The sequence below is a fragment of the Ruegeria discodermiae genome, assembly GCF_030758345.1.
GTDB lineage: Bacteria > Pseudomonadota > Alphaproteobacteria > Rhodobacterales > Rhodobacteraceae > Ruegeria_C.
The window spans coordinates 27330-42164 of record NZ_JAVAMO010000020.1 but is presented as its reverse complement, the minus strand read 5'-3'; the positions used below and the strand labels follow the sequence as shown (position 1 = coordinate 42164).

Genomic DNA, 14835 nt, shown 5'->3' with positions numbered 1-14835 from the left:
CCATGTCAAATTCGCAATTCAAGGAGCTGTTCGGCCAGGCCATGCGCCTGAATATGAAGTATTACGGCGGCTTGTTCGACGTGACCCGCGACTATCTGGGCTCATTGCGCGATCTCGCTGAAAAGGGGGCGGCGGCCGATACGCCGCCCGCGCCGCGACCCGCGCCTGCAGCCCCCGCAGTGCAGCCGCTGATCCTGGCTGCGCAGGCCAACAAAATCGCCTCGGCCAGCTTTGCGGTGACCAATAACACCGGCAAGGAGGTCGCTGCGGACCCCGCCGTTTCAGATGTTCTCGCCGCAGCGGGCGTGAAGGTCGAGCCCGCAGGTCGCATGGTGGCGCATGGCGAAGAGGCGGTGTTCACGCTGAAGGGAAAACCAACTGGCAAGATGAAGCTGGATCAGGACATTCACGGCTCGGTCAGCGTTCACCCCTTCGGCAATCGAGAGATCCCGGTTGTCCTCCGCCGCCTGCCGGGGGCCGCTGCCGCGAAAGCCAAGAAGTCATGAGCGCCCCAGGAGGCATCTTGGCCGAAGGCATTCTGGTACAGGCCATGCACCTCTATTCCGCGCTGGTGATGAAACCCTATGAACAGGGGCGCAATGCGGGACTGATCGAGCGGACGAGCATGGGTACGCTGCCCGTCCCGCTGAATCGCGACGGTCTGGGCCAGCATTTCTGCAAGACCTATGATCGCCCGGTCCTGCTGGGCCATGCCACGGAAAACGATCCGCTGGTTTCAGAATTTGATCGCATGGGCGAAATCTACGACGCCTATGTGCGTCCGTTCTCGACCCCGATCATGAACGCTGCCGTTGAGGAGTTATCGGCCTATATCAAGCCCGATTTCTGCCTGCTTGATGCCGGTTGCGGCGCTGGGCGCGAGCTCTGCCGCCTGTCGCGACTGGTGCCCGAGGGTGAGGTAGTGGGCATCGATCTGGCCGCCGGCATGGTCAACGCCGCCCATAAGTCGGCGCGCGCCAAGGCCTTCGACAATACCGCCTTTTTCCAGTCCGATGTGGGCGCGCTGCCCGAGGTGTTCACCGACCGGTTCGATCTGGTCTATTCCTGCCTCGCGCATCATCACTACCCCGACCCGCCCGCCGCCACACGCGAGATTTTCCGCGCCCTGCGGCCCGGCGGGTACTACACCGTGATCGATGCCGGGCCCGAATGGTTCGTGAAACGTTCGTCAGGGCTGGCGCTCTGGGCCGATCCCGGCTGGATCGGGTTCCACACGCCAGAACAATTCATGGCTCTTTTTGAGGCGGCAGGGTTCGAAAACACGGGCTGGATTGACCTTGTCCCCGGTTTCGGAATCGCCTGCGCGCAGAAGCCGGTTTGAATGATCCGGGCTACGACCGGGACCTCATCGAGCAGGTCCTCAAATCCGCGCGGGCCCGGACCGAAAAGGCGATGACCCGCTTTTTTGACGCGCGCCGTGAAACGGGGATGGATGTGCTTTACGACCAGATCAGCGACTATCCGTTCCGTGTGGGCAAGGGCCTGCGCCCGGCGCTGGTCTATGCCGCCTGTCAGGCCATGGGAGGTACGCAGGCGCAGGCCGAGAACACCGCCACGGCTATCGAGCTTTTCCATAACGGCGCGCTGGTGCATGACGATATCGAGGATATCTCTGACTTTCGCCGCGGGGATGAGACACTGTTCCGCCGCCACGGCGTTCCCATCGCGATCAATACCGGCGACGCGACCTTCGTGTTCTGCCTCTCGCTGCTCCTGGACAATGTCGAGCAGCTTGGCGTGCGCAAGGCGCTGCGTATCCTGAAGGATTTCGAACGTCTCAGCCGCGAATCCGTCGAGGGGCAGGCGATTGAGCTGGACTGGATTCGCAATGCGCGTTTCGATCTGGAGACCGAAGACTATCTGCGCATGGCCTACAAAAAGACCTGCTGGTACACGATGATCGCGCCTTTGCGCCTTGGGATCGTGGCGGGCTCTGGCCCATCGATGGTCGCCGATCTCGAAGAAGCGCTGATTGATGTCATGGAGCTTGGCTATCTGGCCGGGATCGGGTTTCAGGTGCAGGACGACCTGCTGAACCTCACCGCCGATGAGGTGCTCTATGGCAAAGAGATCAGCGGCGATCTCTATGAAGGAAAGCGCACTGTCATGTTGCTGCATTTCCTGCGCACCGCCCCCAAACGTCAGCGCAGCCGCGCCATCCGGCTGCTGACCCTGCCGCGTGCGGAAAAAGAGCCGGACGAGGTGCGCTGGCTCTTGCAGGCCATGCATGAGGCGGGCTCGATCGATCACGGGCGTGAACTGGCGCAGGATTTCATCACGCGGGCGCTGAAATTCGAGGCGGAGAACCTGAGTTTCATGCCCGAAACCCGCCATCGCCAGTTTCTGCGCGAAGTGCTCAGATATGTAATCGCAAGACTGAAGTGAGGACGACACATGCCACATGACCACGACCCCGGGACCGTCCCATCCAGCCCGTTCGAAGAGCTGATGAAGCTGCAAAGCGCGTTTCAACAAAGCCTCAGCGAGGCCACGATGCAGTATCTGCGCCAGTTGCAGGGCATCGTGGGGCCGGTTACGCCGGGCACTGTGGTGCAGCAGGTCGAGGGCACGACCATCGATCTGAAAATGATACCGGGTGGGCAGGCCAAGGCGGTGGTGAATGTGGAAAACCGCCAGCGGGTGCACAGCATGGTCACACCGATGATCACGCCCTTGGTGTCGGATACCGGCGCGACCTGGTTCGCGCAGACAGCGTTTTCGCCCCCCACGGCGCTTTTGGCGACCGATGAGGTGCTGGAATTTGCGCTGGCATTGGATGCGCCCGCTGACATGCCCGTGGGGGTCTATCGCGGGGCCGTGATGATCTATGGCTGCAGCGAAGGAGTGGTTCCGTTGGAAGTCACCGTCGCCAAGACCACGCGCGCTGCTGCAGCGAAACCCAAAACGGCCGCTAAAAAGACCCCGGCCAAGAAGGCCGCCACGCGCAAGGCCGCGAAATCCACCAAAACCTCTTGAGGAGCTGATCCATGCCCGACCGTGCGAATATTCGCCTCATCGACCCGCCGGAAGATGCGGGACGCACCACGGCAAGCCTCTTCGCCTCGCTGGCCAGCCGTCTGATCACGCTGCACTATACCTCTGGGGTCAGCGTGATTGGATCGACCCTCGCCGGTCTGGCCGAGGCCGGGCGCGAGATTTCCAAAACCGCCGAGGGCGCCCGCATCCGCCGCGCGCTTGAGGCCAGCGCGGTCAAGGACAATGGCGAATTGCTGTGGAGCGCCCTGCGCGTGACCGGCTGGACCGAGGGGATGCCAGCAGCACCGGTGCTGGATCACATCCGCAACGATCTGGCGCTGTTGCTGGCTGACGACCTTGCCGAGACCATCGAAAACGTCCCCGCCCCTCTGGAAAACAAGGTGCATCGCAGCAAGACTGTACCGGCAGCGATCACCTTTATCGATACGCTGATGGGTCTCTGGATTCATTCGCGCGAGATCGTGCAATCGATCGAGGCGCTTGCCCGCAGCGCGCCGGACGGGGACACGGTCGAGCCCGGCGATGCCGTGCATCGCGGCCCGATCCTGCGGTGACCCGTTTCGATACGCTCCGGCCACCGGCAATCGGTGACCCGACGGCGGCGGCCTACAAGGACTGGTTCCATCTCAACATCTTCCTGCCAGAGAGCGGGCGCGTCGTTCTGATAAACCTGTCACTGCACGGCGCGCCCTGGGACAATCGCGCCCGCGTGGTTGGCGTGGCGCTGACAAGTGCGGCCGATGGTGACTGGATCGGCGGCGTCGAGGTCGCTGCCTTCGCTGACAGTACGATTGATACGCAAGCCATCTTTCTCAGCACGCTTTCGATCGCCGTCACGCGCGATGGCGCAGCGCTTCACGCTCGCGTCGCCCGGCCCGGGGACGGGTTTGAGGCCGACATCGTCGCCCGGCCGCTCCTGCCTGCCGCAGGCCTCGATCTGACCGCCGCGTTCGGCAGCGGCTGGATCGGCTGGAGCGCGGTCCCCGTCCTTTCAATCTCGGGCACTCTGACACTCGATGGCGAGGTGATCGCTCTTGAAAATGCGCGAGGCTATCACGACCACAACTGGGGCCGCTGGTTCTGGGGCGAGGATGTGGCCTGGGAATGGGGCGCATGGGTGCTTGGAGACGACATCACGATTGTTGCGGCGCGCGGCACGGACAAGGCCCATTTCAATCGCCAGCCGCCGCATGTCTTTCTCGTGCATGGCAGCCGAGTCTACGGTTTCATGCCAAACCAGATCGCGCTTTCCTATCAGGCGGCACCGACCCGGACAATGCGCCGCCTGCCGGGGTCTCTGGCTGCCATCTACCCTGACCGCCGGTCGCCCGATCTGCCGCAATCCGTGACCTTGCGCGCCGACAGTCCGATGGCCCGCTTTGAGCTGGAGTTCGAAACAAGCACGGTGGCGCAGCTTTTGCTGTCTGACCCGATGCGTCCGGGCGCGGGGTTTATCAACGAACTGGCGGGTCGATGCAGGCTGGCTGCGACACTGGATCATAGACTATTGCGGGCCGAAGGCGTAGGGGTGTTTGAATATGTCGAATAGCCCCAGCCACCTGCGCGACTGGATCATCGCGCTCTATGGTGCGTTGGAAGAGGCCGAGCCGCACCGTGCCCAGGCCATCCGCAAGCTCGCCGGTGATCAGATTTCGCGTATGGTACTGGATGACGACCGGGTTAGCGTGCGTTTTCACGACGAGGTTCTGCGGGTCACCCGGTTGCGCGCAACAGCCAAACTGAAAAGCCCCAACGGCGCGACCGACAGGCAAACAGTGACCGCGCTTCTTCTGGGGTATATGGAAGTTTCTGAAGCAATCTCGCTGGGCTACATACGTCTGCGCGGCACAACGGATGAGGTCATGGCAATCTGCGCCATCATCGAGATCCTTGTTGACGCGAGCACCCGCATCCCCACCCTTCAAAAAAACGCCGATACGTTTCTGGCAGCGACCGATAGCGAGGCACCGCGCTCGGATCGGCGCAACCGGATGGCGAGGGTACAGGCCACCGCCCAGCGCGAGCGCGCGCTTCTGGGGCGCGAGGGCTTGATCAACTCGTTCGATTGAAGCGGCTCTGATGGAATGGACATCCTCTGATATTTCATCGCGGTCGGGTCTTCCGGTACCACTGCAATCTGCACGAAGTTTGGTATGGGCGGTCAGGTATAGTTGAGTTTTGCCAACAAAGCTTCTGCCCCTATTACGGAGCATTGCAGTGCAATTATCTTTGGTGGGTCGATCCAGGGACGAAGGACGACACCGCGATAGTCTAACGTTCGGGCAACGGATGCGCCGATCAAGCCAATCCCTACCTTGGCTACTATACATCTGAACGACTTGAACCCACACATGTGCCGTACACATCGTTTGACAATAGTACTTTGGCAAAGACCCTGGTGGCTGCTGGGCGATTTCGTTGCTCAGGCAGCATGAAATCAAGGGTGTTCCCCGCTTTGCCGATTGCTCGATAGAAGTACATTCACTTGCGCGCGCGCGGAGACAAGTTTCGTCCCTGCGCCAGGAATTCTAAGTTGGGCGCTTCTTTGATTGCGAATGGGCAGCGAGGATCGGCGAGTATTTCACACCCCACCTGTTCGATGTGGCGTGGTCAATTCGCACACCACATTCAGCCATGATCTCTTCCAAATCCCGATACGACACCGTGTACCGCAGGTACAAGGACACAGCGTACCAAACGGAATCCTTGGGGAAAGGGCATCCTTTCAAGGAAATCACGCTGAAACCTGTTGGAGAACAATACGCGGACTAGAAACGTCGGAATCTACATGCTCGTCAATCCTGAACCAAAGTTTGCGACACAACCCGTGGACTTGTAACTGAGGTCGACAGCGCGACACACGAAAACGGCGGTTAGTCCCAAGCAGGATCGACGCTGCCGAGGTTCGAAGCGGGACGATCCCAGCGCATCGGTGTGTCCGTGACATGGATCGCCGGGCGCAGCCGATTGGCCGGTCCCCATGGCGTATGTTCGATCTGGTCCGAGAAATCAGCCTCCACCGGCCCGGTCAAGTCCGCACTGCTTGCACCATCAAGCGAAACCAGCAATTCCGCAGTGCGGGCGAGCGACAGATGCGCGGTTCCGACCTCGCGTTGCGCCAGAGCGTGTTTAAGCCCCGTGATCACCGAGGCCGCCATCAGATACCCCGTCGCATGATCCAGGGCCTGTACCGGCAGCGGATGCGGGCGGTCGGTCCCGGCCCAGCGCGATCCGGCCTCTGCGATCCCGCTGCTCATCTGCACCAACGAATCGAACCCGCGCCGCCCGGCCCAGGGCCCGGTCCAGCCATAGGCATCGAGGCACACCTCGATCAGATTCGGCGCCAGCGCTGCACGGCGCGCGGGGGACAGGATCGAATCCAGCGCGCCGGGGCGGTAGCCATGGACAAGCACATCCGCCCCGGCGATCAGTGTCTCGAACCTCGATAACCCTTCCGCGGATTTCAGGTCCAGCCGACTGCACCTTTTGCCCAGTGTCACATCCGGCACAACGCCAGGCTCTTGCCAGTCCGGCGGGTCCACGCGCAGCACGTCGGCGCCGAAACCCGCCAGGGCGCGCGTGGATATGGCGCCAGCCAGCACCCGCGTAAGGTCTAGAACCCGCAATCCCGCCAAGGGGCGGTCGTTCGTGGGCTGCCAGTCGCGGCACTCCCCTGACCGTCGCGCCCAGCGCACCAGAGGTTCGCCAGCAACCGCCTGACCTTGCGGATGCGCCACCCAATCCGCACGGCTGCGCATGGCGGCGGCGGCGCCCCCTGCGGCCACGACCTCCTTTTCAAGCGCGTCTTTTGCCCAACCGCGTACGGCCTCGGCGACCGCGTCCTTCTCGGGCCTGCACTCCAGAACCGACAGGGCTGCCACCCGATGATGGGGGGCGTTGGTGTGCAGCCTGATCCACCCGTCCTGCGCCGGATAATCACCCGCGACCGCGTCCCAAAGCGGCGGGATCGTCCACCGCTGCGGCTGGATCGACCCCTGAAACCAGAGCGAGGCCAGACGTTGATCAACCGTTACCGTGGGCCGTGATCCCAGGCCGAGCGCCGCGATCAAATCCGCGACGGCTGAGCCCACCGCCCCCATCGACAACACCGCCAGCTCGCTCACGGCAAAACAAGACCGCCAGCTTGCACCAGCCGAGACGTCAAACTCCAACCGCCCGAAATCTGAAATCTCAACCTTTGCCATCGAACACATCCTCATATTGTGCGCGCAAGGCCTTTTTCTGCACCTTGCCCATCGTATTTCGCGGCAGGGTATCCGTGAGAAAAACGCGCTTGGGTTGTTTGAACTTCGCCAGTCGTCCTTCCAGGGCCATCGCGACGCTATCAGGCTCTAAATTGGAGTTTTTGCATGCGACAACGGCTACCACCCCTTCTCCAAAATCTGGATGCGGAACGCCGATGACGGCGCTCTCCAGAACGCCCGGTAAATCGTCGATTAGGCTTTCCACCTCTTTGGGATAGACATTCAAACCACCGGTGATGATCAGATCTTTTTCCCGACCGACGATCGAGATGTAGCCATCTACGTCCTTCCGGGCCAGATCGCCGGTGATGAACCACCCATCTGGGCGCAGTTCCTCGGCGGTTTTTTCCGGCATTTGCCAATAGCCCTGAAACACGTTGGGGCCACGTACTTCCAGTACGCCGATCTCTTCGGTCGGGACCTCAGCCCCGTCTTGCATGATCCGCGCCTCGACACCGGGCAGCGGGAAGCCGACAGTGCCCGCGCGGCGTTCGCCCTCATAGGGGTTCGAGGTGCTCATATTGGTTTCGGTCATGCCATAACGTTCCAGAATGCGATGGCCGGTTCGCGCCTCCCATTGCTCATGCGTGTCCACCAGCAGCGGTGCTGAGCCCGAGATGAAGAGTCGCATATTGGAGGCGCGCGCCCGTGTCAGGCGTGGATCGTCCAGCAGGCGGGTGTAGAAAGTTGGCACTCCCATCATCGCCGTCGCGCCCGGCATTGCGTCAAGGATCGCATCCACGTCGAAGCCCGGCAGAAATACAACCTGCGCCCCGGCAAGAAGGGCCACATTGGTAGCGACGAACAGCCCGTGGGTGTGAAAGATAGGCAAGGCATGTATCAGCACATCCTTGGGCGTGAAGCGCCAATAGTCTCGCAAAACCTCCGAATTAGAGACAAGATTCGCGTGGCTCAGCATGGCGCCCTTGGACCGGCCGGTCGTGCCTGAAGTATAGAGGATCGCCGCCAGATCGTCGGCGCCCCGAGGCACCGGATCAAACCGGTCCTGACGATCCGCGAGGCTTCGCAGCGTTCCTTCGCCAGCCGAATCCAGAGTGTGAACGCGTGCGTCCCCTGCGATGGCGTCGATCTCAGCCTTGCGAGCGGGATCACAGACGACAAGTGCCGGTGCGGCATCGCCGACGAAATACCCTACCTCGGCCCCGGTATAGGCGGTGTTCAAGGGCAAAAACACGGCTCCCGCCATGACTGTCCCGAGATAGAGCTCGATCGCCTCCACGGTCTTGCTCACCTGCACCGCCACGCGGTCGCCCGGCTGCACGCCAAGCGCGACAAGGGCCGCAGCCATCCGCTCGGCCCCGGCAAACAGCGCGCCGAAACTTAGGTCTTCGCCCCCCGGAACCATCGCAAATACATCCACGCCACGACCCACGCTCGCCGCGTGAAGGGCAGATATCAGATGGTTCTCAGCGCTCATGGCGGCCTCCTTCGATGTGTCTGGCGCAGAGTTGCGGAAGCGGTCGCGGAAAATCAAGCAATTGATCTTTTTCATCCAAAGGCGCAGTGTCCGGCCCATGGCGACATCCTTAACATCGCATCGACCGCTGTTGGCGGTCGGTCTGAAGACCAGCGCGATCTTTTTGTTCACACTGCTTGCAGCTCTGATCAAATCCCTGGACGGGGAAATTCCGCCCGGACAGTCCGTCTTCTTTCGGTCCTTCTGTGCGATCCCGGTGATCGTCATCTGGCTGATCCTGAAAGGCGAACTGCGCCACGGGCTGATCGCCCGAAACCCGATGGGTCATTTCTGGCGCGGGGTGCTTGGAACAACTGCGATGGGGCTGACATTCACCGGGCTGGCTTTGATCCCGCTGCCCGAGGCGACCGCCATCGGCTATGCGACGCCGATCTTCACGATCATCCTTGCCGCAATCATGCTGGGCGAACGGGTCAGGCTGATCCGGATCTCCGCCGTAGCGATCGGGCTGCTTGGTGTTCTGATCATGATCTGGCCTCGGTTGGGTGGCGGCGGAACGCTGCAGGATACCGCGACGATCGGTGCGCTGCTGATCCTTGCCGCGACCTGCGCGCGCTCTTTCGTGCAGATTCACATTCGGCAATTGGTGGCAACCGACCACACGGCTGCAATTGCCTTCTATTTCTCGGTCACAGCCTCGCTTCTGTCGCTGACCACATTGTTTTTTGGCTGGGCGGCTCCAGACCCCGAGCAACTGACAAAACTGATTGCCGCCGGGGTGATCGGCGGGGTTGCGCAAATTCTGGTGACCTCCTCCTATCGGTTCGGACCGGCCTCGATGCTGGCACCAATCGACTATGCCTCGATGCTTTTTGCGGTGCTGATCGGCTATGTCTGGTTCGGAGAATGGCCGACAAGCGTCATTCTGATCGGGGCCGCTCTGGTCATTGCGGGCAATATCGTGGTGGTCTGGCGCGAACATCAGCTGGGGCTGGAGCGCAGCAAGACCCGGGCCCTGCGGCTTCCGAAAAACTGAGCTTTACCTTTCGCGCCTGCGCAATAGGGTGGCGCAACCGAGATGCGAGGACCGATCATGACAGATGCCCAAGATCACAAGGAAAAGATGAAAGAGGTGCAGGCCAAGCACCGCGCCAAAGTGTCCGAGGCACAGGACCCGGGCCGGGGTCTGGTGCTGGTGCATACCGGCAAGGGCAAGGGCAAATCCTCGTCCGCCTTCGGGGTGGTGATCCGCGCACTGGGCTGGGGCCAGAAGGTAGCGGTGGTTCAGTTCATCAAAGGCAAATGGAAGACCGGCGAGCGGCGGTTTTTCGAGGAGCATGGCGGCGTCACCTGGCACACGATGGGCGAAGGGTTCACCTGGGACACGCAGGATCGCGACCGCGATATTGCCGCCGCCAAATCCGCCTTCGGCAAGGCCTGCGACCTGATGGCAAGCGGCGACTATGATCTGGTGGTGCTGGACGAAATCAACATCGCGCTGCGTTATGAATACCTGAGCGCCGATGAGGTTATCGCCGGGCTGGAGGGTCGCTCGAACAAGACCGGCGTCATCCTGACCGGGCGCGACGCTCCGCAAGCATTGTGCGACTATGCCGATCTGGTCACCGAAATGACCGAGGTAAAGCACCCGTTCCAGGCCGGTATCAAAGCCCAGCGCGGCGTCGATTTCTGATCGCCAGATCGCGAGTGCAAAGGCCGAGTCCAATGCGCCCCGGCGCACTGGACCCAATCTGGAAGTCTGACGCGCCCGGATCAGGCGCGCACGAGTTGTTCATAGGCTTCGGAGATGTCGCGCGTCAGCTCACCCACTTCGAACCTGTAGGGTCCGATCTCGCCCACCGGGGTGACCTCGGCAGCGGTGCCGGTCAGCCAGCACTGCTCGAACCCTGACATTTCTTCGGGCAGGATGTGGCGTTCATGCACCGGGATCTGGCGATCCTTCAGCATCTGGATCACCGTCTGCCGGGTAATGCCGTTCAGGAAGCAATCGGGCTTGGGCGTATGCACTTCGCCATCCTTGACAAAGAACACGTTGGCCCCGGTCGCCTCGGCCACATAGCCGCGGTAATCCATGAACAGCGCGTCCGAACACCCCTTGGCCTCGGCCTTGTGCTTGGAGATGGTGCAGATCATGTAAAGTCCCGCTGCCTTGGCATGGACCGGTATTGTCTCCGGGCTGGGCCGCTTCCATTCCGCGATGTCCAGCTTGGCGCCCTGCATCTTGGCGTCGCCGTAATATGCGCCCCAGGGCCAGACCGCGACCGCCATATGCACCGGATTGCGGGCCGAGGCCACACCCATATCCTCGCCCGAGCCGCGCCAGACAACAGCACGCACATAGGCGTCTTCCAGTCCGCTTGCCTTCAGCGCCTCGGCCTTGGCTGCCTCGATATCGTCGACGGACCATTCCATCGGCATATCCAGCGCCTGTGCCGAGGCAATCAGGCGCTCGGAATGCTCGCGGCTCTTGAAGATCTTGCCATTATAGGCGCGTTCCCCTTCGAACACAGACGAGGCGTAATGCATCGCGTGCGACAGAATGTGCACCTTTGCATCTCGCCAGTCGGTCAGTTCGCCATCCATCCAAATCACGCCGTCGCGATCATCATATCCCGCCATGGGGTGCCTCCCGAAAAGGACGAATTTACAAAAAGTTGCGCAACTTAGGGCCGCTACGGACATAATATTGCGCCAAAACTGCGACTCGATACCGCTTTGCTCTTGGAATGTCAACAAGACTGACATAAACTGCCTGAAATCAACCGGGAGGCCTCTGATGTCGGACGCACGCAGCGCCCCTGTCTATGGCGGCGAAAGCCTGTTGTTCCTGACCGACGAGCAATTGCGTCAGGGGATCGAGGCGATGTTCTTTGCCTATCGTGGCTTTACCGCTGATCCCGACCGGATCCTGGCCGAAATGGCCTATGGCCGTGCCCATCACCGCGCGATCCATTTCATCAACCGCGCTCCGGGCACCACCGTCAACAACCTGCTGAGCATCCTTGGCGTCACCAAGCAGTCTCTTAATCGTGTATTGCGCACGCTGATCGCGGATGGTCTGGTGGAAAGCCGGGTCGGCACTGTGGACAAGCGCGAACGGCATCTGTTCCTGACCGATGCAGGGCGCGCGCTGGAAACCAAATTGTCCGATGCGCAGCGGGCGCGGATGCGGGCGGCTTACAAGGATGCTGGCCCTGAGGCGGTCGCCGGGTTTAAACAGGTGCTTGAGGCAATGATGGATACCAGCATGCAACGCTCCTACCGAAACCTGAAGGACGGACCCACATGAGTGATCTGGACGCGCATCTGCTGATCGTTGATGATGATGAACGCATCCGCGATCTGCTCAAGAAATTCCTGATGCGCAACGGGTTCCTGGTCACCGCCGCGCGCGATGCCGCCCATGCGCGGCGGGTGCTGTCGGGGCTGGATTTCGATCTGATTGTACTGGATGTGATGATGCCGGGCGAGGATGGCGTCAGCCTGACCCGCAGCCTGCGCGAAACCCATGCCACGCCGATCCTGCTGCTAACTGCTCGCGGCGAAACCGAACACCGTATCGCAGGGCTTGAGGCCGGAGCTGATGACTATTTGGCTAAGCCCTTCGAGCCCAAGGAATTGCTGCTGCGGATCAGCGCGATCCTGCGGCGCATGCCGGAAACCCCCGCCGAAGATACAGCGCCGAAAATCCTGCATCTGGGACCAATCCGCTACGACATCGAGCGCGGTGAGATGTGGCAGGGTGAGGATCTGGTCCGGCTGACCGCGACCGAAAGCCAATTGATGAAGATTTTTTCGGCGCAACCCGGCGAAGCGGTGAGCCGTACCAAACTGGTCGAGGATCTGGGCCGCGACCGTGGTCAGGCGCAGGAACGTGCCGTAGACGTCCAGATCACGCGTCTCAGGCGCAAGATAGAGCCTAATCCGAAGCAGCCGCGTTACCTGCAGACAGTGCGCGGCGCGGGTTATATGCTGGCGCCAGATTAACTAAGTCGCGGCGCGGTGGTTTCATATCTTCGGCGCGGATGTTTTGGCCAGATGAAGAACGGACCCCGATGAAGACCGCCCTTTTGACTCATGCCGATTGTCTTGCCCATGTGACGCCAACCGGTCATCCCGAGAGGGTGGCGCGGCTGGAGCATATCCTGCACGCGCTGGAGCCGCTGGATCTGAAACGCATAACGGCTCCTTTGGCTGCGGATGATGACCTGCTTCGGGTGCATCCTGCGGATTACATCGCTCAGATCAGGGCGACGCGCCCGGCGGAAGGGTTTGCGCAGATTGACGGCGACACCTTCATGTCGCCGGGATCGGTGGATGCAGCCTATCGCGCGGCGGGCGCGGTCACGCGCGCCGTTGATCTGGTGCTGACCGGGGAGGTGGGAAATGCCTTTTGCGCCATCCGCCCGCCCGGTCATCACGCCGAAAAAGACACGGCGATGGGGTTCTGCCTGTTTGGAAATGCCGCGCTGGCCGCCAAACATGCGCTGGACCATCACGGGCTGTCACGCGTCGCAGTGGTGGATTTCGACGTACATCACGGCAATGGCACGCAGGACCTGCTATGGGACGAGCGCCGCGCGCTGGTGATCACATCACAGCAGATGCCGCTCTGGCCCGGCTCGGGTCGCCCGGATGAAACCGGCGATTTCGACACCATCGTTAACATACCCCTCAACCCCGGCAGCGGTGGGGGTGAGATGCGGGACGCCTATCAGCGGCTGGCCTTCCCACGCCTGCGTGCCTTCAAACCCGAGCTGATCATCATCTCGGCAGGTTTTGATGCGCATCAGGACGACCCGCTGGCCTCGCTCAACTGGTCGACGGCCGATTTCGCCTGGCTGACGCGCGAGATCTGCACACTTGCCGCAGAGCTCTGCGAGGGCCATATCGTCTCGACTCTGGAAGGCGGATATGATCTGAACGCGCTGGCCGCCTCAACCAGGGCGCATGTGGAAGAATTGATAGAGGCAGCACAATGACCGACACGCCCGTTGATCAGATGAGCTTTGAACAGGCGATGAAAGAGCTGGAAATCGTCGTCAGCCAGCTGGAGCGTGGCGATGTGGCGCTGGATCAGTCGATCACACTGTATGAACGCGGTGCCTTGCTCAAGAAACGCTGCGAGGACGAGCTGAAGCGCGCCGAAGAAAAGGTCGCCGCCATCACATTGGATGGCGATGGCACGCCAACCGGGACAAAACCCGTCGAAGGCATGTGATGTTCCGCGATCAGCTGGCGAAAGACGCGGCGCGGATACAGGATCACTTCGACCTGGTTCTGGCCGCTTACGACAATGTGTCCGTTACACAGGCGATGGCCTATGCCACACGGGGCGGCAAACGGCTGCGTGGGTTTCTGGTGCTGGAAAGCGCCCGGCTGTTGGCCGTCGATCCGGCGCGCGCGATATGGCCCGCCACCGCTATTGAGGCTCTGCACGCATACAGCCTTGTCCATGACGACCTTCCCTGCATGGATGATGACGATCTGCGGCGCGGACGGCCCACGGTGCATGTGAAATGGGATGAGGCCACCGCCGTTCTTGCGGGAGACGCCTTGCAAACGCTTGCCTTTGATCTGGTGGCGCGCCCGGAAGTAGGGGGGGCAGAGACCCGAATTTCGCTTGTTCAGAGCCTATCCGAGGCCAGCGGCGCCAAAGGCATGGTGTTGGGACAGGCGCTGGATATCGCTGCTGAGGCCGCGCCGGTGCCGCTCAATCTGGACCAGATCTCGCGCCTGCAGGCGGGCAAGACCGGGGCATTGATCGAATGGTCGGCCGGCGTGGGCGCGGTCATGGCAGGGTCCGACCCTGCTCCGCTGCGCCAATATGCCCGGGCGCTTGGGCTTGCTTTTCAGATCGCGGACGACATTCTTGATGTCGAGGGGGATGCCGAAAAAGCAGGCAAGCGGCTGAACAAGGACGACTCGGCAGGCAAAGCGACCTTTGTCTCGCTGCTGGGTCTGGATCAGGCCAGATCTCGCGCGGTTGAGTTGGTCGAACAGGCCAACGCCGCGTTAGACGGCTATGGATCTGCCGCCGAGACCTTGAAGCAGGCCGCGCGCTTCGTTATTGCCCGCGACAGCTAATCCGCG

Annotated in this window: 18 protein-coding genes; 14 read left to right on the top strand and 4 right to left on the bottom strand. The window is 61.6% G+C overall.

Annotated features, from left to right (window positions below):
- Nucleotides 1–2: 2 nt before the first annotated feature.
- The 7 genes from Q5Y75_RS25010 to Q5Y75_RS24980 are packed head-to-tail and all read left to right on the top strand — an operon-like array spanning nucleotide 3 to nucleotide 5087.
- Nucleotides 3–506, top strand: coding sequence for a hypothetical protein (locus tag Q5Y75_RS25010; protein ID WP_306202666.1), 504 nt, complete (start codon nucleotides 3–5; stop codon nucleotides 504–506).
- Nucleotides 503–1342 (top strand): class I SAM-dependent methyltransferase, encoded by an 840-nt coding sequence (locus Q5Y75_RS25005; RefSeq protein WP_306202664.1) that lies wholly within the window; start codon nucleotides 503–505, stop codon nucleotides 1340–1342. The genes Q5Y75_RS25010 and Q5Y75_RS25005 overlap by 4 nt, the downstream gene beginning before the upstream one ends.
- Nucleotides 1339–2406, top strand: coding sequence for a polyprenyl synthetase family protein (locus Q5Y75_RS25000; protein WP_306202662.1), 1068 nt, complete (start codon nucleotides 1339–1341; stop codon nucleotides 2404–2406). Before Q5Y75_RS25005 ends, Q5Y75_RS25000 begins: the two co-directional genes overlap by 4 nt.
- A 9-nt stretch (nucleotides 2407–2415) precedes the next feature.
- Entirely contained in the window at nucleotides 2416–2997 is a 582-nt protein-coding gene (locus tag Q5Y75_RS24995) for a hypothetical protein (protein WP_306202660.1), read from the top strand.
- Between the two features lie 11 nt (nucleotides 2998–3008).
- Entirely contained in the window at nucleotides 3009–3572 is a 564-nt protein-coding gene (locus tag Q5Y75_RS24990) for a hypothetical protein (protein ID WP_306202659.1), read from the top strand.
- Complete coding sequence (locus Q5Y75_RS24985) at nucleotides 3569–4567, top strand: hypothetical protein (protein WP_306202657.1); 999 nt, start codon at nucleotides 3569–3571, stop codon at nucleotides 4565–4567. Before Q5Y75_RS24990 ends, Q5Y75_RS24985 begins: the two co-directional genes overlap by 4 nt.
- Nucleotides 4557–5087 carry a hypothetical protein gene (locus Q5Y75_RS24980; RefSeq protein WP_306202656.1) on the top strand — a complete coding sequence of 177 codons (531 nt, stop codon included), beginning with the start codon at nucleotides 4557–4559 and terminating at the stop codon, nucleotides 5085–5087. Before Q5Y75_RS24985 ends, Q5Y75_RS24980 begins: the two co-directional genes overlap by 11 nt.
- A 253-nt stretch (nucleotides 5088–5340) precedes the next feature.
- Here the strand turns inward: Q5Y75_RS24980 and Q5Y75_RS28600 are convergent, their stop codons facing one another.
- From Q5Y75_RS28600 to Q5Y75_RS24970, 3 genes are all read right to left on the bottom strand, one after another.
- The gene (locus Q5Y75_RS28600) at nucleotides 5341–5499 is read right to left on the bottom strand and encodes a DDE-type integrase/transposase/recombinase (RefSeq protein WP_371933308.1); all 159 of its coding nucleotides are present in this window, start codon (nucleotides 5497–5499) and stop codon (nucleotides 5341–5343) included.
- A 392-nt stretch (nucleotides 5500–5891) separates the two neighbouring features.
- A complete protein-coding gene (locus tag Q5Y75_RS24975; RefSeq protein ID WP_306202654.1) occupies nucleotides 5892–7223 on the bottom strand; it encodes a CoA transferase in 1332 nt (443 codons plus the stop codon).
- Complete coding sequence (locus Q5Y75_RS24970) at nucleotides 7210–8721, bottom strand: malonate--CoA ligase (RefSeq protein WP_306202652.1); 1512 nt, start codon at nucleotides 8719–8721, stop codon at nucleotides 7210–7212. The genes Q5Y75_RS24975 and Q5Y75_RS24970 overlap by 14 nt, the downstream gene beginning before the upstream one ends.
- 97 nt (nucleotides 8722–8818) lie before the next feature.
- On the opposite strand from Q5Y75_RS24970, the gene Q5Y75_RS24965 reads away from it, so the two are divergent.
- Both Q5Y75_RS24965 and cobO read left to right on the top strand, forming a co-directional pair.
- A complete protein-coding gene (locus Q5Y75_RS24965) occupies nucleotides 8819–9757 on the top strand; it encodes a DMT family transporter (RefSeq protein WP_306202649.1) in 939 nt (312 codons plus the stop codon).
- A 57-nt stretch (nucleotides 9758–9814) separates the two neighbouring features.
- Nucleotides 9815–10414: a cob(I)yrinic acid a,c-diamide adenosyltransferase gene (gene cobO / locus Q5Y75_RS24960; protein WP_306202647.1), complete on the top strand. Its 600-nt coding sequence runs from the start codon at nucleotides 9815–9817 to the stop codon at nucleotides 10412–10414.
- An 80-nt stretch (nucleotides 10415–10494) separates the two neighbouring features.
- Here cobO and Q5Y75_RS24955 read toward each other — a convergent pair whose 3' ends face one another.
- On the bottom strand, nucleotides 10495–11361 hold the full coding sequence (locus tag Q5Y75_RS24955) for a branched-chain amino acid aminotransferase (RefSeq protein ID WP_306202645.1): 867 nt from the start codon (nucleotides 11359–11361) through the stop codon (nucleotides 10495–10497).
- A 157-nt stretch (nucleotides 11362–11518) separates the two neighbouring features.
- Here Q5Y75_RS24955 and Q5Y75_RS24950 point away from each other — a divergent pair, with 157 nt between their 5' ends.
- The 5 genes from Q5Y75_RS24950 to Q5Y75_RS24930 all read left to right on the top strand — a co-directional run bounded on the left by Q5Y75_RS24950 (nucleotide 11519) and on the right by Q5Y75_RS24930 (nucleotide 14829).
- Nucleotides 11519–12031 (top strand): MarR family winged helix-turn-helix transcriptional regulator, encoded by a 513-nt coding sequence (locus tag Q5Y75_RS24950; RefSeq protein WP_306202643.1) that lies wholly within the window; start codon nucleotides 11519–11521, stop codon nucleotides 12029–12031.
- Nucleotides 12028–12729 (top strand): response regulator, encoded by a 702-nt coding sequence (locus Q5Y75_RS24945; RefSeq protein ID WP_306202641.1) that lies wholly within the window; start codon nucleotides 12028–12030, stop codon nucleotides 12727–12729. Before Q5Y75_RS24950 ends, Q5Y75_RS24945 begins: the two co-directional genes overlap by 4 nt.
- A gap of 68 nt (nucleotides 12730–12797) precedes the next feature.
- Entirely contained in the window at nucleotides 12798–13724 is a 927-nt protein-coding gene (locus Q5Y75_RS24940) for a histone deacetylase family protein (RefSeq protein ID WP_306202639.1), read from the top strand.
- Nucleotides 13721–13963, top strand: coding sequence for an exodeoxyribonuclease VII small subunit (locus tag Q5Y75_RS24935; protein ID WP_306202637.1), 243 nt, complete (start codon nucleotides 13721–13723; stop codon nucleotides 13961–13963). The genes Q5Y75_RS24940 and Q5Y75_RS24935 overlap by 4 nt, the downstream gene beginning before the upstream one ends.
- On the top strand, nucleotides 13963–14829 hold the full coding sequence (locus Q5Y75_RS24930) for a polyprenyl synthetase family protein (protein ID WP_306202635.1): 867 nt from the start codon (nucleotides 13963–13965) through the stop codon (nucleotides 14827–14829). The genes Q5Y75_RS24935 and Q5Y75_RS24930 overlap by 1 nt, the downstream gene beginning before the upstream one ends.
- The last annotated feature ends 6 nt before the right edge of the window (nucleotides 14830–14835 follow it).

Bases quoted from the DNA above. Each gene is read 5' to 3' on its own strand.
- Q5Y75_RS25010 (WP_306202666.1), top strand. From the start codon at position 3: ATGTCAAATTCGCAATTCAAGGAGCTGTTCGGCCAGGCCATGCGCCTG.
- Q5Y75_RS25005 (WP_306202664.1), top strand. From the start codon at position 503: ATGAGCGCCCCAGGAGGCATCTTGGCCGAAGGCATTCTGGTACAGGCC.
- Q5Y75_RS24995 (WP_306202660.1), top strand. From the start codon at position 2,416: ATGCCACATGACCACGACCCCGGGACCGTCCCATCCAGCCCGTTCGAA.
- Q5Y75_RS24990 (WP_306202659.1), top strand. From the start codon at position 3,009: ATGCCCGACCGTGCGAATATTCGCCTCATCGACCCGCCGGAAGATGCG.
- Q5Y75_RS24980 (WP_306202656.1), top strand. From the start codon at position 4,557: ATGTCGAATAGCCCCAGCCACCTGCGCGACTGGATCATCGCGCTCTAT.
- Q5Y75_RS28600 (WP_371933308.1), bottom strand. From the start codon at position 5,499: ATGTACTTCTATCGAGCAATCGGCAAAGCGGGGAACACCCTTGATTTC.
- Q5Y75_RS24975 (WP_306202654.1), bottom strand. From the start codon at position 7,223: ATGGCAAAGGTTGAGATTTCAGATTTCGGGCGGTTGGAGTTTGACGTC.
- Q5Y75_RS24970 (WP_306202652.1), bottom strand. From the start codon at position 8,721: ATGAGCGCTGAGAACCATCTGATATCTGCCCTTCACGCGGCGAGCGTG.
- Q5Y75_RS24965 (WP_306202649.1), top strand. From the start codon at position 8,819: ATGGCGACATCCTTAACATCGCATCGACCGCTGTTGGCGGTCGGTCTG.
- cobO (WP_306202647.1), top strand. From the start codon at position 9,815: ATGACAGATGCCCAAGATCACAAGGAAAAGATGAAAGAGGTGCAGGCC.
- Q5Y75_RS24955 (WP_306202645.1), bottom strand. From the start codon at position 11,361: ATGGCGGGATATGATGATCGCGACGGCGTGATTTGGATGGATGGCGAA.
- Q5Y75_RS24950 (WP_306202643.1), top strand. From the start codon at position 11,519: ATGTCGGACGCACGCAGCGCCCCTGTCTATGGCGGCGAAAGCCTGTTG.
- Q5Y75_RS24945 (WP_306202641.1), top strand. From the start codon at position 12,028: ATGAGTGATCTGGACGCGCATCTGCTGATCGTTGATGATGATGAACGC.
- Q5Y75_RS24940 (WP_306202639.1), top strand. From the start codon at position 12,798: ATGAAGACCGCCCTTTTGACTCATGCCGATTGTCTTGCCCATGTGACG.
- Q5Y75_RS24935 (WP_306202637.1), top strand. From the start codon at position 13,721: ATGACCGACACGCCCGTTGATCAGATGAGCTTTGAACAGGCGATGAAA.
- Q5Y75_RS24930 (WP_306202635.1), top strand. From the start codon at position 13,963: ATGTTCCGCGATCAGCTGGCGAAAGACGCGGCGCGGATACAGGATCAC.